Annotated in this window: 10 protein-coding genes; 5 read left to right on the top strand and 5 right to left on the bottom strand. The window is 46.6% G+C overall.

Going from position 1 to position 18,959, the window contains the following annotated elements:
- Nucleotides 1-75 precede the first annotated feature (75 nt).
- From DTQ70_RS20285 to DTQ70_RS20300, 4 genes are all read left to right on the top strand, one after another.
- Nucleotides 76-3,297, top strand: coding sequence for a S41 family peptidase (locus DTQ70_RS20285; protein WP_229599976.1), 3,222 nt, complete (start codon nt 76-78; stop codon nt 3,295-3,297).
- Nucleotides 3,298-3,618: 321 nt separating this feature from the next.
- Nucleotides 3,619-6,471, top strand: a complete 2,853-nt coding sequence (gene uvrA / locus DTQ70_RS20290) for an excinuclease ABC subunit UvrA (protein WP_122932503.1) — start codon at nt 3,619-3,621, stop codon at nt 6,469-6,471.
- Nucleotides 6,472-6,501: 30 nt separating this feature from the next.
- Entirely contained in the window at nt 6,502-6,762 is a 261-nt protein-coding gene (locus DTQ70_RS20295) for a hypothetical protein (RefSeq protein ID WP_122932504.1), read from the top strand.
- 73 nt (nt 6,763-6,835) lie between these two features.
- Complete coding sequence (locus tag DTQ70_RS20300) at nt 6,836-7,357, top strand: YcxB family protein (protein ID WP_122932505.1); 522 nt, start codon at nt 6,836-6,838, stop codon at nt 7,355-7,357.
- 481 nt (nt 7,358-7,838) lie between these two features.
- On the opposite strand, the gene DTQ70_RS20305 is transcribed toward DTQ70_RS20300, so the two are convergent.
- The 5 genes from DTQ70_RS20305 to DTQ70_RS20325 all read right to left on the bottom strand — a co-directional run bounded on the left by DTQ70_RS20305 (nt 7,839) and on the right by DTQ70_RS20325 (nt 16,124).
- Entirely contained in the window at nt 7,839-8,936 is a 1,098-nt protein-coding gene (locus tag DTQ70_RS20305) for an SO2930 family diheme c-type cytochrome (RefSeq protein WP_122932506.1), read from the bottom strand.
- 80 nt (nt 8,937-9,016) lie between these two features.
- Nucleotides 9,017-10,303 (bottom strand): parallel beta-helix domain-containing protein, encoded by a 1,287-nt coding sequence (locus DTQ70_RS20310; RefSeq protein ID WP_122932507.1) that lies wholly within the window; start codon nt 10,301-10,303, stop codon nt 9,017-9,019.
- Between the two features lie 78 nt (nt 10,304-10,381).
- Entirely contained in the window at nt 10,382-10,966 is a 585-nt protein-coding gene (locus tag DTQ70_RS20315) for a Crp/Fnr family transcriptional regulator (protein WP_122932508.1), read from the bottom strand.
- A gap of 313 nt (nt 10,967-11,279) precedes the next feature.
- Nucleotides 11,280-12,080 (bottom strand): hypothetical protein, encoded by an 801-nt coding sequence (locus DTQ70_RS20320; RefSeq protein WP_122932509.1) that lies wholly within the window; start codon nt 12,078-12,080, stop codon nt 11,280-11,282.
- 201 nt (nt 12,081-12,281) lie between these two features.
- On the bottom strand, nt 12,282-16,124 hold the full coding sequence (locus DTQ70_RS20325) for a PVC-type heme-binding CxxCH protein (protein WP_122932510.1): 3,843 nt from the start codon (nt 16,122-16,124) through the stop codon (nt 12,282-12,284).
- Nucleotides 16,125-16,336: 212 nt separating this feature from the next.
- Between DTQ70_RS20325 and DTQ70_RS20330 the strand changes: the two genes are divergently transcribed.
- Entirely contained in the window at nt 16,337-18,925 is a 2,589-nt protein-coding gene (locus DTQ70_RS20330) for a TonB-dependent receptor (RefSeq protein WP_122932511.1), read from the top strand.
- Nucleotides 18,926-18,959: the final 34 nt, after the last annotated feature.

Genomic DNA, 18,959 nt, shown 5'->3' on the forward strand with positions numbered 1-18,959 from the left:
TTCTATCGTTTTTCAATAACTTTGAACACATTTTTATCAACACTCTATCAACCATTTTCCCAAACTACTTTACTTGTGAAAAAAAATATTCTACTTCTGACGATTTTCTTTCTTACTTCTGCCCTCAGTCAGGCTCTTTTTGCCCAAACGTGGCTCCGCTATCCTAGTATTTCGCCCGATGGCAAAACCATTGTTTTTACGTACAAAGGAGACATTTGGAAAGTCGCGGCTTCGGGCGGGGCTGCTGTGCCCCTCACCCTCCACGAAGCCCACGACTACATGCCCGTCTGGTCGCACGATGGCAAACGAATCGCTTTTGCCTCCGACCGCCACGGCAACTTCGACGTCTTTACTATTCCTGCCGAAGGAGGTGAAGCCAAGCGCATTACGTTTCATTCGGCCAATGAACTTCCCTATGATTTCAGCACCGACAATCAGAACGTTGTTTTTGGAAGTGCGCGGCAAGATTTGGCCACCAACCGTCAGTACCCCGCAGGTTACATGACGGAGCTTTACAGCGTGTCAATCAATGGTGGACGCGTCAAACAACTCTTGACCACTCCTGCCGAAGACGTTAAGTACAACCGCGACGGCAGCAAGTTCGTCTATCACGACCGCAAAGGAGGCGAAAATGCTTGGCGCAAACATCATACATCAGCCATCGCAAGAGACCTTTGGGTGTATGACACCAAAACCCAAAAACATACCAAGCTCACCAATTTTGCAGGAGAAGACCGCAACGCCGTTTGGAGCGATGACAAGACGCTTTTTTACCTGAGTGAAACCAGTGGTTCGTTCAATGTTCACAAACTTTCTTTGGACAATACGGCTCAGTCACAAGCCATTACTTCGTTCAAAAAACACCCTGTTCGCTTCCTAAGTCGCGCCAACGACGGGGTTCTTTGCTTTGGGTACAATGGCGAAATTTTTACCCTTAATCCCACCGAAGGAGGAAATCCAAAGAAAGTCAACATCAGCATTGCGGCAGATACCCGCGCCAACAACGACCGCGTACTTTCGGTCAACGGTGGCGTAAGCAGCATGGCCGTTTCGCCCAATGGAAAAGAAGTAGCGTACATTTTTCGCGGTGAAGTGTTTGTCAGTTCGGTAGAAGGCGGTATCACCAAGCGCATCACCAACAGCGCAGGCCAAGAGCGGAGCGTAAGTTTTTCACCCGATGGCAAAGCCTTGGTGTATTCATCGGAACGGGGCAATCGTTGGAAAATCTTCGAAACGCGCATCAGCCGCAAAGAAGAACCGTACTTCTATGCCTCTACTCTGTTAAAAGAAAGCGAACTCATTGCGAATGAGAAAGAAAATTACCTACCAAAATATTCTCCCGACGGCAAAGAAATCGCCTTTGTGGAAGACCGCGCGACGCTCAAAATCCTTACGTTGGCGACCAAACAAACCCGTACGATTCTGACCAACCAAGACTTGTTTTCATGGGGCGACCACGACCAGTATTTTCAATGGAGCCCCGACGGAAAATGGTTTTTGTTTGATTACAAAATCCCCAACCTCCGCGAAGGTGAAGTGGGCCTAATTTCTACCGACGGCAAAGGTAAAATCACCAACCTTACCCAAAGTGGTTTTGAAGACGAAAGTCCCAAGTGGGTACAAGGTGGAAAAGCCATGTTGTGGTTTAGCAACCGCGAAGGTTTGAAAAGCCTTTCGCAAAGCGGGAACACCCAATCAGACGTTTATGCGATGTTTTTCACGCAAGCAGCTTTCGACAAGTTTAAATTGAGCAAAGAAGAAGCTGCTTTGGCCAAAGAAGTAGAAGAAAAAGCGGCAAAAGCCGATACCACCAAAAAGAAAGATGCAAAAAAAGACTCGACGGTAGTGATTGAACTCGACGGGTTGGAGTTGCGCAAAGCCCGTTTGACCATTCATTCATCCAACTTATCGGATGCCCTTATCAACAAAGACGGCGATATGCTTTATTATCTTTCACGTTTTGAAAAAGGCTATAACCTGTGGAGCACCAACCTACGCACCCGCGAAACCAAACAGCTCGTGGCACTCAACGCCAACGGCGGTGGTAGCATGGTGTGGGACAAAGAACAGAAATCTATTTTCTTAAACTCCGACGGGCGAATTTCTAAAATTGACCCTACTTCTGGCAAACAAGAAAGCATTGGCATCAGCGGCGAAATGAACCTCGACGTGGCCGCCGAACGGGCGTTTATGTTTGAGCACGTATGGCGCCGTACCAAAACTACCTTTTACACGGCTACTTTCCACGGCGTTGATTGGGATAGCTACAAACCCGATTATGAAAAACACCTGCCACACATCGGAAACAATTACGAATTCTCGGAACTACTTTCGGAATTACTGGGCGAGCTGAACGTCTCACACTCAGGTGCTTCGTATTTTGGCGGAGGAACTGCGGGAGCCGATGCTACAGCTGCGTTGGGTGTTTTTTACGATCAAAGTTTTACAGGAACAGGAATGCGCGTAGAAGAAGTGATAAAAGATGGCCCGCTCGACAAAGCAGGCTTAAACATCAAAGCAGGAACCATCATCGAAGCCATCGACGGTGAAACCCTTACGCCCGACCGTGACTATGCGCAGTTTTTGAATCGCAAGTCGGGTAAAAACGTTTTATTGACCTTGCTTGAAGGCACAGCACGTCGTGAAGTTGTGGTAAAACCCATTTCAGTAGGTGAAGAAAGCCAATTATTGTACAAACGTTGGGTACGTCGTAACCAAGACGAAGTAGAAAAACAGAGCAACGGAACACTAGGCTACATTCACATTCCTGGCATGGCCGATGGGCCTTTCCGCGTCACGTACGACGAAGTAATGGGTAAATATGCGCTCAAAAAAGGTATTGTGGTCGATACCCGCAACAACGGCGGCGGCGACTTGGTATCCGATTTGGCCACTTTCTTTTCGGGTAAAACCTACATGTACAACTCTACCGACAAGCGCGTTATTTATTCGGAGCCAAGCTATCGTTGGAGTAAGCCGAGCATTTCGTTGGCCAACGAAGCTAACTATTCCGACGGCCACTGTTATGCCCACATGACCCAAGCGGCTTCGCTCAATAAGCTGGTCGGGATGCCCGTACCAGGAACTTGTACGTTTGCTGGTTGGGAAACCTTACAAGACCCAAGCATCCGTTGGGGCGTGCCGCCTGTGGGAGTGAAAAGCATGGCGGGTACGTACCTAGAAAACGCCCAAACAGAACCCAATATCAAGATTTCTAACGACTACGACATAGTAGGCAAAGGCAAAGACCAACAGCTAGAACGTGCCGTAGAGGAATTGGTGAAAGAGGTGAAGTAGAGGAAGCAGCTACAAAAACCTCATTGATAGCTCTAATTTTAAAACACATAGAACACAAGTAGAATAAACACATAGTAAACAAAGAAATCGGCCCGACGCAACGGCCTTTAAATTTGTGTACTATGTGAAAATTCTATGTGACCTATGTGTTTTATTTTGCCCAGTCACCTGCAAACTGAAAACGACGAACAATACTTAAAAACTATTCCAGAGTGGCGTTTGCACAAAAAATTTCAATCTTCGTTCGAAACAGAGCTGCTCCCTAATACGCCCTCCCAATAGAATTGGTAACTTTACGGTTTCGTTTTGCGTTACCAATTCATGGAGAACAATCAGCCTATTTTAACAGACATCGAACTCACAGGCCACGACCGCATTGAGGTTATGGGCGCCCGAGAACACAATCTAAAAAACATCGACGTTACCATTCCGCGCAATAAACTCGTGGTAGTAACGGGTATCAGTGGCAGTGGCAAATCATCGCTTGCCTTTGATACCATTTACGCCGAAGGCCAACGCCGCTACATGGAGAGCTTTTCGGCCTACGCGCGCGGTTTTTTGGGCGACATGGAGCGCCCCGACGTGGACAAAATCGAAGGACTCAGTCCTGTCATCAGCATTGAACAAAAAACCACCTCGCGCAACCCCCGCTCTACGGTCGGGACGGTAACCGAAATCTACGACTTTTTGCGCCTTTTGTACGCCCGCGCAGGTGATGCTTACAGCTACGCCACGGGGCGACCAATGATTAAGCAGTCGCAAGACCAAATCATCGACCAAATTCTCGGTCAGTTTGAGAATCAAAAAGCGATACTCCTCGCCCCTGTCGTGAAAGGACGGAAAGGGCACTACCGCGAATTGTTTGTTCAAATTGCCAAACTAGGCTACACCAAAGTACGGGTGGACGGTGAAGTGCAGGACATTACGCCCAAAATGCAGCTCGACCGTTACAAAATCCACGACATCGAAATTGTTATTGATAGGTTAATTCCAAAAACCGAAGACCGTTTTCGATTGAGCCAATCGGTCGGAACTACTCTCAAGCAAGGAAAAGGGGTAATGATGCTTTTGGATGCGAAAAATCAAGTGCATTATTTCTCCCAAAACCTCATGGATCCTGAGTCGGGAATCAGTTACGACGACCCTGCTCCCAACAGTTTCTCCTTCAACTCCCCTTACGGCTGGTGCCCTACTTGCCAAGGATTGGGCGTGATTGAGGAAATTACGGAAGAAAGTATCATTCCCGATAAAACCCTCAGTCTCAGCAAAGGCGCCATTGCTCCCATCGGCGAGTACCGCGACTTATGGATTTTCAAACAACTTGAAGTATTACTCAAACCTTACAAAGTAAACCTCAATACTCCGATTGAGAAGTTTCCAGCCGAGGCCATTGACATTATGCTCAACGGCACCGACGAGCCTGTGCCTGTACCTTCCAAAAAGTATGAAGGGACTGAATGGAACACCAAATACGAGGGCATCATTCCGTTTTTACGCCGTCAGCAAGAAAACGGAACGGAGAAAATTCAGGAATGGCTCAAGGATTTTATGCACATCAATACCTGCCCCGATTGCAAGGGGGCTCGTTTGAAAAAAGAAGCGCTTTGGTTTAAAATTGGGGATAAAAACATTGCCGAATTAGCCGAAGCTGATATTAGCGAATTGAGCCGCTGGATCAACGACGGACTGGAAGAGCGTATCACCGAACGTCAGCGGTTGATTGGCCGTGAAGTGCTCAAGGAAATTAGAAAACGAATTGGTTTCTTGCTAGACGTTGGCTTGGATTACCTTACCCTCAACCGTCCCTTAAAAACCCTTTCGGGGGGCGAAGCGCAACGCATTCGTCTGGCCACGCAAATCGGGACGCAGCTTACGGGCGTGCTTTACATCATGGACGAACCCAGCATTGGATTGCACCAACGCGACAACGTTCGTCTGATTGATTCGCTAAAAAAACTACGGGATTTGGGCAACACCGTCCTCGTCGTTGAGCACGACAAAGACATGATGCTCGAATCCGATTATATCCTCGACATCGGCCCTGGCGCGGGACGCCACGGCGGACAAGTAGTAGGCCACGGAACTCCCGCTGAGTTTCTGGAAAACGGCTCTCTGACCTCCGACTTTTTGAGTGGCCGCCGCGCCATCGAAATTCCTAAAAAACGCCGCGCAGGAAACGGTAATGCCATTGTGTTGAAAGGCGCAACGGGGCATAACCTCAAAAACGTAACGCTCAAACTTCCGCTTGGTAAAATGGTGAGCGTAACGGGCGTGAGCGGCAGCGGGAAATCTTCCCTCATCCACGAGACGTTGTTCCCGATTCTCAACCGCCATTTTTACAATTCAAAACGCGAACCGTTACCGTTTAAAAGCATCGAGGGTCTAGAGCATATCGACAAAGTAATTGAGGTGGATCAGTCACCGATTGGCCGCACACCTCGCTCTAACCCTGCGACCTACACCAACTTATTTTCGGAAATCCGTACGTTGTTTGCCGAACTTCCCGAGGCCAAAATTCGTGGTTACAAACCTGGACGTTTTTCGTTCAACGTAAAAGGCGGTCGTTGTGAGGATTGCGAAGGCGCGGGAATGAAAAAAATCGAAATGGAGTTTTTGCCCGACGTTTACGTTGATTGTGATACCTGCAAAGGCAAACGCTTCAACCGAGAAACCTTGGAAGTACGCTACAAGGGAAAATCCGTGGCCGATGTCCTCGACATGACGGTAGAGCAAGCGCTGGAGTTTTTTGAAAGTATCCCAAAAATTCACCGTAAAGTTCAGACCCTCAACGACGTGGGCTTAGGATACATTACCCTTGGTCAACACGCCACTACCCTTTCGGGTGGCGAAGCGCAACGTGTAAAGCTGGCTGAAGAACTTTCTAAAAAAGATACAGGCAAAACGCTCTATATTTTGGACGAACCTACGACGGGGCTTCATTTTCAGGACATTAAACATCTGCTTCACGTCTTGGATAAACTCGCCGACAAGGGAAATACGGTACTGATTATTGAGCACAACTTGGATGTCATCAAGGTATCAGATCACGTCATTGACCTTGGCCCTGAAGGTGGAAACGGCGGCGGGCGCATCATCGGCGAAGGCACGCCAGAGCAAGTAGCAAAGGTAAAGGAAAGCTTTACTGGGAAGTTTTTGAAGATGGAGTTGGAGTAATGTGTAATTTTGAAGAAAACCAATAAAGTTATGGAATCAACCTTTGTGTTACGCCGCGACGAACTGAATACCGAATTTATTGAAGTAATCAAAACGCTGTTTAAAAATCAACAGGAATTACAAATTACGGTTACCGCCTCGCACGATTTTGGGCTTAATGAACCTGAAAGTGCAGATGCTTATTGGGCACGATTAAAAAAGGCCGCCGCCAATGTAGAGTCAAGGACTCAGGTCGTAGAAGTTACAGAGGATGAGCTAGATGATATGACTAAGCGACTATTACAAAAATGAGAAGGTTGAAAACACCATTGTAATCCAATTCATTAGCCAAACTTTATTACTAACTAAATAGCAACAAACGTAAATGCAGCCATTTACAATAAATTCAGTGTTAACCGAAAAAGATGCCATAGTAATAGGCGAAAAGTTATTTAGAAAACGTAACAGATACGTCTTTTGGGGAGGCCGCATTATTGCTTATCTATCGTTATTTACTTCGTTTTTTTTAGTTCAATTAGAGTTTGAGCGTAAGGCTAATGAGCCTAGTAATTTTCTTGAAACCATCTGTTTAATAATCATCTCTCTATTGCTATTACTACTTCCTAAGCTAAGGGCATACCAATTTCGTAAAAACTTCATGTCAAATGCCTCAGTTAAAAATGGCTTAGTATCCCGTTTTAGTGATGATAAAATAGAAATTTTAGCGGGAGAGTCTACTTCCCAAGCTCCATGGGTCACTGTGTATGATTTCGTCCAAATTTCAAACTGGCACCTTCTCATGTTCAATGAGGTTAATTACATACCTATTTCTAAAAATCAGATAACAGAAGAACAGGTTTTGTGGATTGAATCTAAAATTGAGAAACAAAAACTATTGAGTAAATAGACTGTATTAAAATCAGTGTAATCAATGCTTATTTTAAGCTAGTCTCAAGCCCTACACCGCAGCGGCAGTAATTTTTAAGTAATAAAGCAAAAGTTTTAGAGTAATTCAAAGCAGCCTCGGTAGAGGCGCAACATTTGTAGTAACAGCAGGTGATTTTTTAATTTTTGCTTCGGAGAAGCATAACAAAGCAACAAGTTATGCTTCCGCTCGGGCGGCCCCGTCCGAAGCAAAAGGGTTTTATGGATGCCCCTCTACTACTACAAAGGTTGTGCTTCCGCACAGGCGGCCCTGTCCGAAGCGATATAAACTACAAATACACTAAAATTTATGCTCAACTACTTAACACTTCAACTTCTGAAAATCAGGGCTAAAGCCCCATTATATTCTCATACTTCATCCCCCAGCCTAAAGGCATGGGGTTAAAGTAGAAGCAACTTTATGTCCACTTACCTTTGCTTATCTGTTTACAAAGTCCCAGCCACTATTTCCTCTTCTGCAACCCATCAATCCACTGCGTAATCAGCGCTACGCCTTCTTTGTGGATGCTCACTCGACCGATTTCGGGCATCATTACCCCTGGATGCACCGAATCCATGCGGTAAGTAAGAATCGATTCTTTCCCTTTTCCTGGGTTAATGTCAAATCGGTAAGGCCCCGCCCCCATCCCCGCTGCTACGGGCGACTTCAACACTCCCCAATGAAACGGGTCTTTTTCTTCGTAATTTAGGTACAAACCCGACGTAGAAGCGGGGCCATTGGCGTGGTGACAATGCCCGCAGTTCACGTCCAAATACGAACGTGCACGGTCATTGAGCGATGCCTTCGCTTCGTTCATACTTACCAACGGAATTACTTTCGCAATGTCTTCTGCTTTGGCTTTCAGATACCCCACTTTTTGCCAACGAGCCAACTGGTTTTCTTTTCCATCTTGGTAGGCAAGCTCATGGTTTAGTTGCTTGATTTTTGGCCCAATAGGCATAAAAACGTCCTTCCGATTGTGGCAGCTTTTACACTGATTTTTGTTGGGAATGGCATAATTTATCTGGTGCGTTTGCCCTCCTTCGTCTTTCCAGCTTACAGGAATCGTTTCACCCGTTATTTTATAATCGGCTTCGGTTTGGTCATCCTTCCAGCGGTAGGGATAGGCTTTCCACGTTCCTTGGTCTTTTACTAACAGGCGCGTTTCAAGAATACGACGCTCGCCCGTTGGTTTGGAGAAATCTTGGGGATAGTAGAAATTTTTGACCAAAATTGTTTTATCAGGAAAATCCAACGGTTCGTTGGGCTGGTTTACATCAAACGTCGCCGAAGTACCTTCGGGCATCCAAACAAACCGTTTTTTAAAGGCATAGTCGGTAAACAATGTCGCGGCAGGTTCGTATTCCAGCACGTTGTCGTTGGGTAACAATTGCTTTAATTCTCCTTTGTAAAAACCGTATTCTGAGAGCTTTTTAAGGGGAAATTCGCTAAAATTCAGTTGAGAAGGGTGCGACGTTGAGCTGTTTTGAACCCTGCAACTGTATAGCCAACCGAGTGTTATCGTTACCGCAGCTAAGTATAAGAATTTTGATTTGAACATACTTTTAGTATTTTATTGGGTAACCACTACGTGGCAATTAACGAAATAACATAAGCCATGCCGTGTAACGGCTACCCTTATTATTGCCCCACCGACGCCACGTCCGTTTTTACCTCTACGTTACACATCGCAAACGGCTTGACATCATTAAAGACCTCAATTTCGGTGACTGCACCGCTGGCAGGGATTAGGAAGCGCGAGAAACGAAAATCTTTCTGGTTTTCTTTGATGCAAATATTCATCGGATTTTGCTCCGCCGATTTTCCTTTTTTCTCGTCGATGATGCCATCATAAATCACATCTTGCGATTTAAAGCACTTCGCCGCCACCAATTTCCCCATTTCTTTGGTCAAGTCAGGTACTCCGAACGTCCGCTCAAAGGTATTGTCATGCACCGAAACGTTGGTGGTAAACGGCGACCAACCAGGGTGGTTAGGAATGGGCAACTCGGTGATGTGATAACTTGCAATGGCAATCGAGTACGTCTTGTGATTCAAAATTTTATTGTTAAAAATCTCCACCTCATTTCCTGCCAGCACGATAATGCCGCTGCCTGGAGGAATCATCGTTACGGCATTGCCATTTTGACCATTGCTCACTTCGGCAAAGTTTTCGTGGTTGTTTTCTTTCAATGTGTTGTTATACACTTTTGTACGCGAACCAAAAGCCTTGGGCAAACCTGGTAAATTAAAAATCAAAATTCCTCCCGTGTTGTTTTCGGCAAGGTTGTTATACACTTCGGCATTGTCCGAGTTTTCGATTTCGATACCCGCTACGTTTTCAAACACATAATTGTCACGAACAATGATGTTTTCCGATTGCCCCACGTAAATGCCCGCGTCGCGCGAGTGAGAAACTTCGCATTTTTCTACCAATACATTTTTGCATTGAACGGGATAAATGCCGTAAGTACCGTTTTTAGAATTTTTATCGTTGGTCCAAGTAGTGTTCACCGCGCGGAACGTGATGTTGTTGCAGTGTTGCGTTTTGATGCAATCCCCAGGCGCATCCATGACAGTAAAATCTTGCAGCGTAATGCCATCGCCCGCAATTTTCACCCCTTCGCCTCCCGTTTTGATGTTTTTAAAAGACAATACCGTGTTGTACATTCCCGCTCCTTTGATGGTTACTTTGTTGACTTTATCCAAAATCAACTGGGTATTCATTTCGTAAAAGCCTTCGGGAATTTCAATTGTCTCGCCTTCTTTTGCTTCAATAAACTTTGCAACCAGCGCCTCCATTTGCTCGGGCGTAGCCTTTGGCAAAGTGACAATGTCTAGCTTACTTTTTTTAGTTTCTTTGGAACCACAGGCGGTCATCAAGACGGCTACCATGACAGCCCCGACGAAGGTTGTTAATAATTTCATGTACAGGAATGAGGTTTATGGTTGTTGGACAAAAGTATAGTCTTATTGGCAGACTGTTTCTTGACATTTGTCAAAAAATCAACGACTTACTCGTTTGGCGCGGATTCGGCTGAGGGTTTCGCCGCTGATTCCCAAGAAAGAAGCAATCATCGACAGCGGTACTCGTTGTAAAATTTGGGGTTTTTGTTCCATCAGGTGCTGATAGCGTTCAGCGGCGTTTTGAGTTTGTAGCTCTTTGATATAGGAATCGCTATTCATCAAATAATGTTCCGCGATGATGCGCCCCAAACGTTCAATCTCGTGAAATTGGTCGTACAGCTGGTACAAATCTTCGCGACTTACTTGTATCACTTTGGTAGGTTCAATGGCCTGAATCGCCGTGTGACTCGGTTTTTGGGAAATGAAACTTGGCAACGACACTGCAATGTCTTTTTCGAGCCCAAACCACACCACTACTTCCTCGGTTTGTTCATTGAGATAATATTCTCGAACGCACCCCTTTACCACAAACGAAATCAGATCGTTGACGCCATTCAACGGCACAATATACTCACGTTTAGCGTATTGTCGCACTTTCAAAACGCCCGACAAAGCCGTTTTCGCCTCCACCGACAGCGGAATAAATGCTTCTAAATACGTAATAAAATCAACTTCCGACTGCATAGATATGGCCTCTCCTAAATCCTCCCCTGTTAGGGAGGACTTCCGTTTAAAAATCAAATCTCAATATGTTGGTTTGGGTCTGCGCCACTATACCAAAACGGTGGCTCAGTATCGATAAACAAGCTAGAAGATAGTGGTTTCGCATAGGGTTTAGGGGGTGAATTGGCGTAAAATACGCATAGCGTATTGACAAATTATTGTTTTTGTCAATATACTACAAAAATAATTTTATGTAAAAACCCTGAAAAGCTTGTTATTATGACGTAGGAGGCTATTTTCCCCATTTATGGAGGGCTGAATAGAATAAAGTGGGCTACTTTTTGTCTGATAGTTTTTGCTTCACACTTTGAACAAAATCAACGGAAACACCTGCTAAGTCTGCAATTTGCTCTAATGTCAGATTCAATTTTTGAAGCAAATTCTCTACAAACTTTCTTTTTGCTTTGACTACAAAATAGTCATTTTCTTCATTTAGGTATTTTGCGATGCTTTCCATTATTTCATCAATTTTTAAATCTAATTTACGTAACTCTGCCAAGATACGCAACTGGTTGATGTATTTCTTTAACGATAAATCTGTTTCAGCAGTTTCTTCGAGCCTGCTAATTATTTTTTCAATTGCATTTTTAGGATTATCTGCACCAAAATTGCTCAAAACGGCAAAAACAATTTCTTCAGGTTTAGACGACTTTAGAAATAATTGGTAGTCAATCATTTTGAGAAACCGTAGATTATACTCAAAATTTAAACCCTTGGTTTGCAAATTTGTTACCATTTGCGGCGTTCCTTTACCAAGAAAAACCACGAATTGTTCCACAGGCTCTTTGTACTTTCTCAAAAGCATCGCTTTGTATTCTAGCATGCGATACACCATTTCTGGTTCATCTGCAACTTGAAACTCTATTTGAAGCACAAAACTATTACCCTCACTATCAACAACTTTCTTTAATACATCAGGCTTGCGTTCTTTGGTATGCTGCACATCATCAGGTAATTCTTCCGTAGAGACTGCCAAAATACCCAGTACATTTTTCATAAGGCTTGGTATGACAGCCTCTATATTTTCTTTAAAAATCTTATCGTACTGATTGGTTTGTTTCTTATTTTGTTTCATTATGTAAAATGACCTCTAAGCAACTATTTATGAAAAATTCAAGTCTCTCGAAACCGAGATAATACGAAAGTTAATTTTTATTGGGTCTCCATACAACCGAAGGGAAGCAACCGAAGTACAATTTAAATTCAAAAATATCAGTAAGTACTTAATTACTTTCCCCGCTGCCGAAAGCTCAAACTTTCGGCAGCGCGAATCTTTTTACTTCTTCGCTTGCTTATCACCTTTTACCGAGCGCAGGTACTTGACCAAATCCAGCACTTCCTGATCTGATAGGTTATCGAACAAACCGACGGGCATTAGCGATGTCGGCATTACTTCCCGCGACTGAATGGCGGATTTGTTGACAACCACAGCATCTTGCCCGACGACGCGCATCGTTAGCTGACGCTCATTTTCGGCAATGACGTTGCCTGAGTACGTGCGTCCGTCACGGGTAGTGACGACGACGAGTTTGTAATCATCCTGAATTTCACCGCTGGGGTTCAGGACATTGAACAACAAATAGTCGAGACTGGCGCGGTTGGAGCCTGTCAAATCGGGGCCAATGTTGCCGCCTTTACCGTACATTTTGTGGCAGCTTCCGCACGTCCGCTGAAACACCGCCTCGCCCTTCACGGGATTGGCCGTCGCAACGGCTTTTTCGGTAATCATGCGCTGGTATTTGGCATATGATTTTTCCAGCGATGGCTCCTGCTCAATCGGCCCCCACACTTCGATGAACCCGCTACCGACCACCCGCAGCAACTGCCGCGCAGCATACGGCGGCACGTCCCGCTTGGGGATCGTCTGGTTTTTAAGGGCTTGCGTCAACTGCCAGCCGTATTTTGGCCGCGACGAAAGGGTCTGAATGGCTTGTTGTTTCTCAGCCGCCGTAAAGTCTTTGTAATTCGCAATCAGCAACTTCGCCAGTGGTTCTTTGTCATAATCGGCAATGGCCCGAATCACGTCCAGACGCAGTTTTGGCTCGTTGAGCAAGGCAGGAATTTCGGCCACCAGTTCCTCGCGCTTGCGAACGGCAATGGCCTGTAACGCCTGCTGACGCTGTACCAACGGCGCATTTTTGTTTTTGAGCGCCACCATCGACTTCTGCGTGGCTTCGGTATCGCCAAAACGCTGGGCAATCTGTAACGCCAGTTGGGCGGTTTCACCCCCGCTTTGTTTGAGTTTGGCGTACAACCCCGACCAGTTGGCAGGGGCTTTGAGGTCAAAACGGCCTTCCAGCCCATCGCGCATCCCTTCCAGCATACTGACAACATTTAGCTTTGGCAAAGTCTGGAACTTTGCCAAAGCTTCCACTACGCTTTCTGGTGCATTGGCATCAATCAACCGACGGGCTACGTACTTCGATACCAGTGGAATCTGCGCCTGAGCGGCCAAGTCCAACGCCCGTTGCGGATTGGTTTTTACCAGTGGTTCCAGTCCGAACCAAATCATTTTAGGCAAATTGTGGTCTTCGTTGTCTTCGCCGTGACGCGACAATTGCTCCGCGATTTTCCACGCCGTTTCAGTATCCACCCGCTGTATGGCCGATGCCAGATACAACCGAACGACGGGCGAAGGGTCGTCTTTGGTCATTTTTACGAATGCGGCCAATGCCGCCGAGTTAGGGGCTTTGTCTTCACACAACAACTGAATCGCCCACGCCCGCACGTATTCATCCTTGTCCGCCAGCGATGCCTGTAAATCATTGGCTGACAAGTGGTTGGTCACGTACAACGCCCACATCCCCCGAAGGCGAAAATCAGGATTGGTATGTTGTTGAAAAATCGTCTGGAGTTCCGTCACCGCATCGGCAGCAATGCTTCCTTTGACGGCGCGTGCCTGAAGAATCACCCGTGCACGGCGCGCGTGCCAGTCACTCGGGCTGGTTTGCAGGGCGGCGAGTTGTTTATCCGTTAGTTTTGACAAATCATCGTAGCGGCCATCCCAGTTCTTGGCCAGTGATTCTTTCGGCATAATGCGAAAAATTCGCCCCGTTTCGCTGTTCACCACTTCCTTACCACAAATGTCAGCATCGTGCCAGTCGAGCACATACAGCCCGCCGTCAGGCCCCACTTCCATGCTGAACCCTACCCACTGGGCGTTGTTTGCCATCAGGAGTTCATCGCCGTGTTTGGCCACAAACCCCGACCCGCGCGGCACCAGCACATCCGATAAAACGGCGTGTTCGTGGATGTTAGCCATAAAAATACGCCCCTTGTGCTCCTCAGGAAACGCATCCGACTGATACACCCGCGCCCCACCGTGGGCCGAGCGGTGGCTGTGGTCGGCAATGGTTCGTATATCGCTGTAAATGTAGGGGTTAAAGTGCTGCCCGCCCTGACGGTGGTAAATCCCGCCCAAAATAATATGCCACATGTGCGGAATCACGCAGGCGCTGATAAATAGCTGCCCTTTGGCATTATAGTCAATTCCCCACGGGTTACTGAACCCGTGCGCTACTACTTCAAACTTATCTTTAGTCGGGTGATAACGCCACACCCCGCCGTTGATGTCCACGCCTTCGCCTTGCAAAATATCTTCGGGGAACGGGTCTTTGTGGCGATACAGTTTGCCTTTGCCCTGTGGTTTACGCACCTTCGACGGCGTCGCAAATCCCTGACAGCCGTACAACCAGCCATCGGGTCCCCAATGCAGGCTGTTCAGCGTTTCGTGGCGGTCGCGAATGCCCCAGCCCGTCAAACGTACTTCAATATCGTTCATGTCGGCCACGTCGTCGTGGTTGCGGTCGGGCACAAAAAGCAGGTTCGGCGGAGCACCCAGATACAGCCCGTCGAAACCCACCGCCATGGCTGCAGGAAAGGCAATGCCTTCTAAAAACACCTTTTTGGTATCAGCCACGCCGTCGTGGTTGGTATCTTCCAGAATCAGGATACGGCTATTACCTGCGTTTGAGAAACCACTTCCCCGCGATTCATAATCACGGTTTTCGGCCACCCACAGGCGACCACGGTCGTCCCAGCAAAAGGCCATTGGCTGTGTCATCATCGGTTCCGATGCCCACGTATTTACCTTAAAGCCTTCCTTTAACGTCATGTTGGCGATGGCTTCTTCGGGCGTCAGAAACTTAGCGTCGCGGCCTTCCTGCTGCGCAATTCCCCACAACGAATACATCATTTCCTGCCCGCTGTAGTCGCTCCACGTGTTGTTCATTTTCACGTCGTTGAGCTCGCCCGTATAAATCACTAACTGGTGTTTAATTACTTCCACTTTTCCCTTCGGAATCTGCCAGTCGCTCAGGCGTGCCTTGGCGGGGCCAATTCCCAGCTGACCGTCCACCCGCCAATGTTGCGGGAAACCTTTGTTTTCGGGGTGGTCGAGCACCGCGATGTGCGCCCAATCGGAACGGCCTTCCACCTGCATACCTACATCAACCCAGCCCGCACGCTGCCCCTCTGCCTTCTCGTTTTTCTGGCGGGCCGCATTGACAACTTCTCCTTTGATGCCCTGCTTCCACGGCATCCGTACAAACAGCCCGCCGTAGTCGTACTTACCGATGGTGACGTCGGTTTGGGCTTCACCTGCCCATTCCAAATCCAGCAAATAGCGGCCATCCTGCTCCCGCATTACCCACGTTTGGGTTTCGGTCAGTACGGCGTTGCCCTTTTCGTCGAGCAGGTCATACACCGTTTCCCATTTCACTTCCGTACCCTGTGCTTTGATGACTTTGGCTGAGACTTTACGCCAATAATCGCCTTCGGGATGATGGAAATAATCGCGGCCGTTGACTCGTGTAAATCCCCAGTAAATACCCGTTTGGTGTTTGTGATGACCTGGGCTATACTCCGTTAGAATCCCCTTCCCATCAGGTGCCACGATGGGGTGCAGATAAGGTCGGTGGTCGGGTTTTACATTTTGTACCAAAATCGGTTGTTTTATACCTAAACGAAGCACCGAAATAGTCGAATTTTTTGAGTCATAAACAGCATGTAACACCGACTTTTTTGGCGGGGCTTTCAGCTGTTGTTTTTCCTTTGGAACGAATGCCATTCCTACTAATAAACATAAAATGAATCCCAAAAACGCAGATAATCTCTTCATATCTATTGAATTAAGCCTATTTATTCTTAAAAGCATTCAAATACAAAATGTTCCTTTTACAAATCATTGTTATTTTCAAACAATTGATTTAATATAACGCTACTTTTTAGGTGGCTCAAAAATGAGGCATATACCAAAGTCAAGAAATAACTCATAAAAACACCACTTTAACAAAGTAGAAATTATTGACCTCAACACTACTCTAATCCATCATGCTGCTATTCTCTACCAGAAAAGTTATTACAACTTTACTCTTGCTCGTTATTGCCTACTCTACCGTCATTGCCCAACAACTCACAGGGCGCGTGTACGAAAATCAAACAGGAAAACCCCTCATCGGAGCCCAGGTCACAGTCGAAGGGCTTGATGTCTCAGCCCCCACAAGGCGCGACGGCAGGTACAGTATCCCCGTCAGTCGAGGCGAGTATTTTGTCCGAGTTACAATGCCAGGTTATGTCACCTACCGCACCCTTATTCGTTTTGGCGTTGTTGACTATCAACTCAACATCTCCATGCGCGTTTCTAGTGACCTTACGCAGGAAGAAACCGAAGTCGGCACGCGCGACGCCAATACCCGTACCTACACCGATACCCCCGTGGCCATCGATAACATCAAGATTGAACAGTTTGCTGATGCTTTTGGACAGTTGGATTTGAGCCAACTGCTCCATTTTGTACTCCCTTCGTTCAACTCCAACCGCCAGTCGGGTTCGGATGGTGCCGACCACGTTGACCCGTCGGTATTGCGGGGGCTTGGACAAGACCAAGTTTTGGTACTTATCAATGGTAAACGTAAGCACCAAGCGTCACTTATTTACTTATTTGGAACCACAGGCCGTGGCAACACCCCTACCGACCTCAATACCATTCCAGTTGCAGCGATTGACCGCGTCGAAATATTACGCGATGGCGCCAGTGCTCAATACGGTTCGGATGCCATTGCGGGTGTTATTAACATTGTACTGAAATCTAGCACCAATGGACTAAAGCTAAATACCAACCACAGCATTACCGACCAAGGAGACGGCTTTGTTCAAAACTACAGTTTGCACTACGGGAAAGCACTTAAAAACGACGGTTTTTTTGATATAACTGCCGATTATATAGGCCGTGGGCGTTTGTATCGGCCTTCGAGCAGTGCTTATAGCGAGGTGCCACGTGCCAAATTTGGCGACGCCAAAGTGAACAGTTATAGCGTGTATTTTAACACTGAAGCGCCTTTTAACCGTCAGAAAAAACTGTTTTTCTATGCTTTTGGCGGTATTCAATCACGTGGTACTGACGCGAATTCTTGGACGTATGAGGCCGACAACGAACGGAACATCAAAGCAATTTATCCCAATGGTTTTGAACCCCGTATTTTATCACAAATTTGGGACGGGACGTTTTCCGTGGGCGTCAAAACCAAAACCAACAATGCTTGGAACTTCGACATTAACAATACCTTTGGCCAAAATCAAATGCGTTATAACGTAGCTAATACCCTCAACGCTTCATTGGGAGCAAACTCCCCTCGTTCATTTGATGCAGGCGGATTTGGGTTATTGCAAAACGTGACTGGAGCGCACCTAACGCGCAAATTTCGAAATGGCCTGCGTACGACCCACGTAGCGCTAGGTACCGAATTACGGGTTGAAGACTACTATGTGTTTGCTGGTGAAGAAGCTTCTTGGAAAAAGTACCCCAACGCCGCCGATTTGCCTGGCGGCGCTCAGACATTCCCAGGCTATCGGCCCGACAACGAAGTGAATGCTGTTCGTACCAATTTGGGCGCTTATGCTGACCTAGAAACCGACCTTACGCGCTCGCTGTTGGCCACTTTTGCGACTCGTTTTGAGCGTTATAGCGATTTTGGAAACGCCCTCAATGCCAAAGTTTCGTTTCGACTAAAAGTAAATGAAACCTTCGCCCTCAGAGGATCAGCCAGTACGGGATTCCGCGCGCCTTCGTTGGCCCAGTCACATTTTAGCTCTATCTTCAACGACGTTGTAGATGGAGTCCCTTTTGAAAAAGTACTGGCCGCCAACAATAGCTCCATTACGCGCGCCCTTGGGGTCCAACCTCTCAAGCAAGAAACCGCCATCAACGCCAGCGCAGGTGCTGTTTTTAAGCCCAATACCAACTTTAGCCTAACTGTGGATGGTTATTATGTATCGGTCAAAAACCGTATTTTGTTGACAGGAGATTTTAGCGAAGACGACCCCGACCTTGCCAAATACCTCAAACCTTTGGACGTAAAATCGGCCTTATTTTTTACTAATGCCCTGAGTACGCAAAGTTATGGAGTGGACATTGTAGGAACGGCTTTTTCAGAAATTGGTGAAAAAGGAAAACTTGAAACGATGTTTTCCATGAATTACAACCACCTTTCTTTGGGCAAAATCAACACAACCGCGTCTTTGGCAGGAAAAGAAGAGTACTATTTTTCGGAACGTGACCAGTCTTACGTTTTATACGCTGCGCCAAAATATAAATTCAACCTAACTTTTGCGCTTCAACAACCTAAGTTTAATGCGAACCTTCGTTTTATCGGTTTCTCCAAAATTGACATCAAAAGCCACGGCCAAGACGACCAAGGCAATTACATCTCAAACATCTACAACGCCCGTGTTATTTCTGATGCCTCCGTCGGCTTTTTGCTCAAAAAAGGTGCTCGGTTAATTGTCGGCTGCTCCAACCTACTTGGCACTTATACCAACAACCATAACCCCAACGAAAGCGAAACGGGAGGCATGTACGAATCAGTACAGATGGGTTACGTGGGGCGCTCTTTCTTTGGTAAACTTCGGTTTAATTTCTAATTCTGACAACGGTACTTCAAGTCATTTTTCGCTG

The sequence above is a fragment of the Runella sp. SP2 genome (assembly GCF_003711225.1).
GTDB lineage: Bacteria > Bacteroidota > Bacteroidia > Cytophagales > Spirosomataceae > Runella.